The organism is Rhodobacter sp. SY28-1, assembly GCF_005222785.1.
Lineage (GTDB): Bacteria > Pseudomonadota > Alphaproteobacteria > Rhodobacterales > Rhodobacteraceae > Tabrizicola.
In genome coordinates, this window is record NZ_STGH01000007.1 from 48,069 (window position 1) to 55,365 (window position 7,297).

Annotated in this window: 5 protein-coding genes; 2 read left to right on the forward strand and 3 right to left on the reverse strand. The window is 64.6% G+C overall.

Annotated elements, in window-relative coordinates; all coding sequences use genetic code 11:
• Positions 1–420: 420 nt before the first annotated feature.
• Complete coding sequence (locus E8M84_RS21275; RefSeq protein ID WP_137113263.1) at positions 421–1,023, forward strand: hypothetical protein; 603 nt, start codon at positions 421–423, stop codon at positions 1,021–1,023.
• 3 nt (positions 1,024–1,026) lie between these two features.
• Here E8M84_RS21275 and E8M84_RS21280 read toward each other — a convergent pair whose 3' ends face one another.
• Positions 1,027–2,298 (reverse strand): site-specific integrase, encoded by a 1,272-nt coding sequence (locus E8M84_RS21280; protein WP_137113264.1) that lies wholly within the window; start codon positions 2,296–2,298, stop codon positions 1,027–1,029.
• A gap of 529 nt (positions 2,299–2,827) precedes the next feature.
• Here E8M84_RS21280 and E8M84_RS21285 point away from each other — a divergent pair.
• On the forward strand, positions 2,828–3,766 hold the full coding sequence (locus E8M84_RS21285; protein ID WP_170972027.1) for a cache domain-containing protein: 939 nt from the start codon (positions 2,828–2,830) through the stop codon (positions 3,764–3,766).
• Here the strand turns inward: E8M84_RS21285 and E8M84_RS21290 are convergent.
• Both E8M84_RS21290 and E8M84_RS21295 read right to left on the reverse strand, forming a co-directional pair.
• Complete coding sequence (locus E8M84_RS21290) at positions 3,747–5,678, reverse strand: glycosyltransferase (RefSeq protein WP_240790482.1); 1,932 nt, start codon at positions 5,676–5,678, stop codon at positions 3,747–3,749. The genes E8M84_RS21285 and E8M84_RS21290 overlap by 20 nt on opposite strands.
• Before the next feature lie 53 nt (positions 5,679–5,731).
• Positions 5,732–6,895: an HlyD family secretion protein gene (locus E8M84_RS21295; RefSeq protein WP_170972028.1), complete on the reverse strand. Its 1,164-nt coding sequence runs from the start codon at positions 6,893–6,895 to the stop codon at positions 5,732–5,734.
• Positions 6,896–7,297: the final 402 nt, after the last annotated feature.

A 7,297-nucleotide genomic window follows, 5' to 3' on the forward strand; every position in this document is an offset into this window, starting at 1 on the left:
GATCCATGCGCCAGCGTCATCACTCTCTCCGGGGCGGGCTGATTGACCGGTGTTCGGACGGATTCATCGGTTCTGCGAGGGGTGGAACTGCCGGAATGAATTGTTCCGGTCGGGTTCCGAAGGCGTTCGACGATATCCACCGAAACTCTGCCGACGACGGTCGAAGCGCACGGGATTGCTGTTGCCGACTCGTCCATCGGCTGAGTAGATTCTTCGCTGAGCAGTCCATAAGAATCGAAAAGACGAACGCATTCGGATGCGCACGCCGGTCACGGTGTGCCTCTGGCGTACAGGCGGTTTTCCTCGACGACGTGCTCTGAACCATATGTCAGCCCACGTGCTCGGCACGGCGGGTCACTTGTAACCTGCATGCCGACGGCCTTGGCCGAAGGATGCCGCATGTCTGAAAGGAGTTTCCCAATGCCCCTGCCGCCTGTCGCATTCTTCTCGATCTACGAAATCGCCGTGCGCTGGGGTTGCCCTCCCGCCGATGTGGCAGGCTGGGCTGCGGCGGGGCATCTGCATGTCGTCGCGGGCATTCCTCCCGTCCTCTGCGGTCACGAGACGGTGGCCGGGATGGTCCAGGTGCCGATGGCGGAACTGATGGGCATGTTCCGACGGATGGGCCCAAGCGACGAGCAGGCGAGGCTCAGGCGGGTCATGCCGCTCGGCAGCAAGGCCTGGCTCAAGATCACTGACCCGGCCGAGGGCTTGATGGTCCGGTCCTCCGACCTGCTGCTGGATTCCGGAACGCTGCAGGCCTTCGAGGAGGAGCGGGATCTGCTGCGGCGCCCGGCCTCCACCATCGGGGCCAGCCCGCGCTACGATTGGGACGCGATGTACGCGTGGCTGACGTGGTTCCTGTTCGAAAAGGGTGTGCCCGATACCCAGACCGCGCTGGTCTCGCTGGTGCAGGAGTGGTTCGTCCAGAATTCGAAGTCGGGCGAGGTGCCGGATGAAAGCACCATCCGCAAGCGGCTGTCCTCGCTCTGGCGCAGGTTGCGCGGCGAGGATGTTGCGTGAGGGTCAGGCCGATTTCGGCAGGTCGGCTCCATCTTGTGCCGCGTCATGCACAAGGCGCGGCCGCGGCCGCAGGAGGCTGGCCACCGTGTCGACGCCCGCGCGCAGGGGGGAGTCCATCAGGTGCGCGTAGCGCTGGGTTGTCTGCATCTGGCTGTGGCCCAAGAGCTTGCCGATCATTTCCAGTGACGCGCCGCCACTGACCAAGAGCGAGGCGAAGGTGTGTCGCAGGTCGTGGATGCGGACGTCGGCCAGCCCGGCTTCCTTCTGCACTTTGGCCCAGAAGCGGCGGATTTCCCGCACGGGCTGGCCGACCGTGTCGCCAGGGAACAGCCACGGGTTGCCGCGGGGCACCGCTTGCTGGCGCAGCCGCACGATGGCAGCGACGTCCTGCGAGATCGGCACCCGGTGGATCTTGCGCTGCTTGGTGGTCGAGGCGGGCTTCGACCAGATGGCGTAGTCGAGGTTGAACTGTTCGAACCGTGCGGTGCGCACCTCGCCCACCCGCGCGCCGGTCAGCATGCACATGCGGATGATCGCGGCGGCACGCTGATCCTCGGCGGCATCCAGCACGGCCGCCAGCCGGGTCAGCTCTTCGGGCGACAAGAAGCGCTCACGGGCATGTTCGATGCGCCGATGGAACCCCTGCGCGGGGTTGTCCGTTCGCCATTCCCACTCCACCGCCAGCGTAAACATCTTGCGCAGCACTTCGCCCATTCGGTTAGCGCGGATCGGGGTGGGCTTGTGACCCTGCAGCTTGCGTGCCCGGTTGTTGGGCTTTGTTTTGCAGGGACGTGGCCGCCCCTCGGCTACGAAATCGAGGAACTTCGCGACGTCGGACTTGGTGATCTCCGTAACCAGCCGGTTTCCCCAGGCGGGTTCGACCATCTTCTTCAGCATCGAGACCTGGTCGCCCGCGTTGGTCTTGGCGAGTTTCGGCAGATGCTCGGTGATGTAGCGGTCGATCATGTCGGTGACGCGCGGGGCCCCGCGCCACTCGTCGCGCGCCGCCAGAGGATCCTGTCCCTCGTCGATGGCGCGGCGCAGTTCCTTGGCGCGTTCGCGCGCGGCCGTGACACTCCACTCCGGCCAGCGCCCGATGGTCATTCGGCGCTGCCGCCCGGCGTGCCGGTAGTCGATGGTGAAGGTGCGCGCGCCCGAGGCCTGCACCCGGGCGGCGAAACCGATCACGTCCGTGTCGAAAATCTGATAGCTGACGCCGGGCTTGGGCTCCGCCTCGCGCAGGGTTTTCTCATTCAGTTTCAGTCTCTTGACCATCCATCTCGCCTCCTTGCCCGACGACACAGGCGTAGACCCGCGCCACTATCAAGTCGGACCATGGGGAAGGGACCGGAATACAGGCGGAAGGTGGAACTGGGGCGGGGAGGGGCGTTCCGCTTCAAGTAAGCAACGGCTTCGCTGGAGGGGGCCTGCCTGTGGTCCGGTCCGAAAGATCGGAGCAGAACGCGCGCTTTTCCGGAGGCAGATCCGAAATGGCAAGTGTCACACCATGTACGGGTCGTGCCTGATGGCGGCGCGGGGCATCGCGCAGGCTCGTGCGACCTAGAAAAGCCTTCAATTCTCCGCTTTTGCCAGTGTATTCCTGTCCCGTTCAGCAGCGCAGGAGGCCTTGATGGAGCGTATTACGACGAAACGTCCGGTCACATTGCCAACCGCCATCTATGCCTTTGTCATAATCAGTGCCCTGATCGGTGCCGCTTTTTTGACCGTGGCCCTGCGCTCTGCCGTAGACCGCATGGTCCAGGGAGCGATGGCCGAAGCAATAACCGTTCGTTCGGATGGCCTGATGAAGGCATTCACTCGGGAACTGTCGGACGAGTGGCTGCGGATGGAGGCGCTTTCGGCCCGGCTGTCGTCAGAGAACCCGGAAGCCTTGCGACCGGTCATGGACCTCATGGCCTCCGAAGGCGACAAGATTTCGTGGGTCGGATTTGCCGCGATGGACGGAACGGTCACCGTGGCGTCGAATGGCATGCTGGAGGGAGCGAACGTCAGCGAGCGTCCATGGTTCCGGCGTGGTCTTGAAGGCTATTTTGCCGGGGATGTTCACGAGGCGGTCCTGCTGGCCAAGTTGCTCGACCCCGAAGGAGAGAACCCGCCTCGCTTCATCGACTATGCCCTGCCAGTAATCGACGCGGAAGGCCGATACATTGGGGTGCTTGGCTTGCATATCAACTTCGACTGGGCCGCGGGCCTTGTCACGGACCTTGCCAAGGCGCTGGACATAGACGCGCTTCTGGTTTCGCAGGACGGTACCATCATCGTGTCGACGCTCGATGCCGACCCGGCCAAGCCGACCATTGCACCTTTCCGGCAGGCGGCACTCGCGGCGACCCGGGCCGCCAGCACGCAATGGCCCGACGGGAAGACCTATTTCTCGGTCGTGCTGCCGGTGGAGGCCTCCGGTCAAGTTCCGAACTTCGGCTGGAGACTGATCTCGCGCGTGGACCAGACGGCTTTCCGCACCATCGATGCCGACCTTCCGTCACTGCTGGTGCCGTTCATTCTCGGCCTTGTCGCGGCGCTGTCGATTGCGACCGTCATCTTCGTCCGGGTCTTTGCGGCTCCCTTCGGGGCTGCGGCCCGCAACGCGGCGGCCATTGCCGGCGGCGAGGACGCATTCCCGTTTGAGTCGCAGCGGACGCAGGAGTTGTCGCAGCTTTCGGCGGCCATCGCGCGCCTGCAGGGGCAGGTCCGGGCCCGACTCAGCGGGGGCCCTCGTTGAAGGACAGTCGCCGTGTGATCCCCTCGACAAGCGCGGCCATGCGGATGTTGAGGACACCCGGCGCCTCGCCATCGGCGTAGAAGCGTTCCAGCAGGGCAGTGCGCTGCGCGTCATCCGGCATGAGGCTGAGCCGCGCGCCGTCGTCTGTCGCAGACAGCGCAAGAAATGGCACATCGCCGACACCCTGAATGCGGAGCGTTCCGCGCGCGCCCGTCGCGCAATCCGCACCCCGGATGCGGACACGGTCCTGCGCCAGGGCAACCAGCCAGACTTCCTGCGGGATGCCCCCGTCTGGCATGAGTTCGGCTCGCTCGGGAGTGTCTGCGATGTGGCGCTCGCGACGTGGAAGCTCGATGCAGACCAGTATGGTGAAGGTGAGGACCAGGACGTTGTAAAGCGTCCAGAACAGGACGACCGCCTTGCCGTCCCCCGCATCGTAGAAGGCGAAGCGGTCGGACAGGATGCCGATGGTCAATCCGATCAGCGTCAGCGCCAGAATAACCGCGAAAGGAGCCAGAAGCGCCCATTGCACCGTCACGCGCGACCGGTCGCCGCCTTTAGCCGTGACCTTGAACGGATGCCCTTTCGGTCGCAGCAGGCCGACAAAGGCCGCGCGACAGATGGGCAACGCCCCCAGTAGCTGGCTGACATCGGTGAGGACCGGCGCGACCACGCCAAGAGTCACAAAGTTCAGCGCCATGATCACCCAGATGTAATAGGTTCCGAAATACCGGATGACGTCGGGCACGGTGGCATCCACGACCGTCACGTTGGCGAACCAGTAGAACAGCGGATAAACCAGCGCCGCGAGGCGGAAGGGAAAGGTCGTCGTCCAATAGAGGACGCTGTCGATGACGCTCCAGCGGTCTCGCAGGCGAAGTCGGTTTCGCGCGAAGGGGCCGACTTTGCTACGCGCAATCTGCATCATGCCAAGGCACCAGCGCGCGCGCTGGGTGACGTATTCCTTCAGGCCTTCGGGGGCCAGGCCCTCCGTTAACGGCTCGTTGAGGTAGGCTGTGGACCAGCCCGCCTCCTGCAGAACCAGCGTCACCATGAAGTCCTCGGTCACGCTGTCCGTCGAGAACCAGCCGATCTCCTTCAGCGCGCTGAAGCGGGCCACCGACGAGGTGCCGCAGCAAAAGGCCACGCCCCAGGCATCGCGCGCGGCCTGCATGTGGTCGAAGAAGAAGCGCTGCTCGTCGGGATATGACCGGCTGAGTCCCAGATTGTGCTGGATCGGGTCGGCGTTGAAGAAATGCTGCGGCGTCTGCACCAGCCCGACCTTCGGGTCGCGGAACAGGGCCAGCGTCCGGCTGATGAACCCGCGGTGCGGCACGAAATCGGCGTCCAGCACGGCCACGAAGTCCGGCGGCTCGGGCGAGGCGTCCAGAAGGGCCAGCGCATGGTTCATGTTGCCGGCCTTGGCGCCCTTGTTGTCGGGCCGGGTGATGTAGCCCACGCCCATGCGGCCGCAGTAGTCGCGCAGCCAGTCGCGGCGGCCGTCATCAAGGACAAAGATCTCCTTGCGCGGATGGCGCAGCGCCAGCGCGCCGACGACCGTGCGTTCCAGCACCTCCAGTTCTTCGTTGTAGGTGGCGATCAGGATGGCCACCTTGGGCATCGGCCCGGGTTCCCACCAGCCGAGGTTCTCGGTGGCGTCGGGCGAACGGTCGCGTGTCCGGGTTAGCATCACGAAGGCGCTGAGGGATCCGACCAGGGCCGCCGCCTCGAACAGGAACAGCGATCCGCTGGCAAGAAAGTCGAACGTCAGCCCCGGTGGGGCCAGCGTAGAGGTCGCGCGCCACCAGATGTAGCGACCGGCGAATAGGAAGGCGATCCCGAACAGAAGCAGCCGGTGCCAGGTGGTGCGCCGGTTCAGGACCGACGTTGCAAGAAAGGCGGCCGCGATCACAGCGCAAAGTTCAACCAGCGCCGACTGTGTTTCGGAAAGAAGCGGAACGCCGATCACTGCCCGATCAACCCACGCAGCCAGTCCAGCGGACGCGCCGCAAAGAACACGCGCCCCGTGCGGCCGATTGCGCAGGCAAGCCCGGCATCCTCGGCCAGCCCCGGAACATCCACGGCCACATCATAGCGCTGCAGGTGGCGCTGGCTCGGGGCTACGGCGAGATTGCGATAGACCGTCTCGGCCCCGGATCCGGCCAGCCGCGCCACCGTTCCCTCGAAGGTCCGGCTGTCGCCTTGCGGCCGGAACGTGGCCGGATCGCCAATGGACAGCGAGTTGTAGATGCTTTCCGTCACCGAGACCGTGACCATGACCGAGCCGCAATCGACCAGCTTCAGAAGCTCGTCGCCCCTCTGGACGTTCTCTCCGCTGGCCGATCGCAATTCCCAGACGATCCCGTCCACGGCCGCAGTCAGGGGCGCGGTGGCCAGCCGGTTGACCCGCAGCCGCTCGGCGTCGATCCGTGCCGCAAAGGCGGCGGCGCGCGCCTCGGCCTCGGCCAGCACGCTGCGATGTTCCGCAAGCCGCGCCCGCAGGTCGGCGCGCCACTGTTCAGACCAAGGGGCATCGTTGTAGCCGTCGCCAAGGAAAACCGTCCCTCGCGCCGCCCGAAGCTGGTTTTCCAGCACTGCCACCCTCTCGCGCGCGTATTCAAGTGCGATGCCGGGCAGCAGTGGATCCCCGGGGTTCTCGGTCTGTCCGGGGCTGAGCGTCGCCGCCGGATCATTGTCTTCCGCCGCCGGGTCCTCTTCAAGTAGCACCAGCCGGGCGCGGGCATGGGCGAGCCGTGCCTCGATTTCGGTGATCCGAGCAGTCCGGTAGGCTTCAGTCCTGCCATCGAGTGCGGCAATCTGCGAGTCCAGGTCCGTGATGATCGCCCGTTCACGGGCAACCGCCGCCTCTTCCAACTGCCGCTCCATGGTGAGGTCATCAAGCCGGACGGCGTCCGACCTTGGGTCGTCCACACTGCCAAGCGTGTCGCCTGACCGCACGCGTTCGCCCAACGACAAGGGCACAAGGGTGACATCGCCCGCAACGGGGGCCCGCACCGCAGTCAGACGCGCATTGACCACTGCATCGGCACTCACCCCTGCAAGCTGTTCGCCTACAAGGATCCACAAAGCGACGAGAAGGACGCCGAGTCCGATGAGAATACGTGTCAAGCGCATCGCTGCTCCGGTAAGGCTAGGAATATCCAAGCGGAACCACATCGCAAACGTGGATCACGGTCAAGGCCGAGCCGGAAAGCCAAAGAGTGCAAAGGGGGGGCGCGAAGTTACAACGCACAATCACTTCCGTTTGCGATGAGGCTCGTCGCTCGCTCCAGGAAGGATGTCGATTGCTTCTGGCAGCAAGCGCTCTTGTCAACGCCTGGTCAACCCGCGAATGTGGCTTGGGCAACGTTGAACCCGTTGAATAGGGGCGGAATCCGGTAGGCTCCGGCGAAAGAACTTGCTCTTTCAAAGACTTGCGCACCAAGTTGTTGAAATCAAAAGAGTCAGCAAAATCAATGGGTTCGGCTCATAACCTGAAGGCCGCAGGTTCAAATCCTGCCCCCGCAACCA

Coding starts and splice junctions, on each gene's coding strand:
- E8M84_RS21275 (WP_137113263.1), top strand. CDS start 421: ATGCCCCTGCCGCCTGTCGCATTCTTCTCGATCTACGAAATCGCCGTG.
- E8M84_RS21280 (WP_137113264.1), bottom strand. CDS start 2,298: ATGGTCAAGAGACTGAAACTGAATGAGAAAACCCTGCGCGAGGCGGAG.
- E8M84_RS21285 (WP_170972027.1), top strand. CDS start 2,828: ATGAAGGCATTCACTCGGGAACTGTCGGACGAGTGGCTGCGGATGGAG.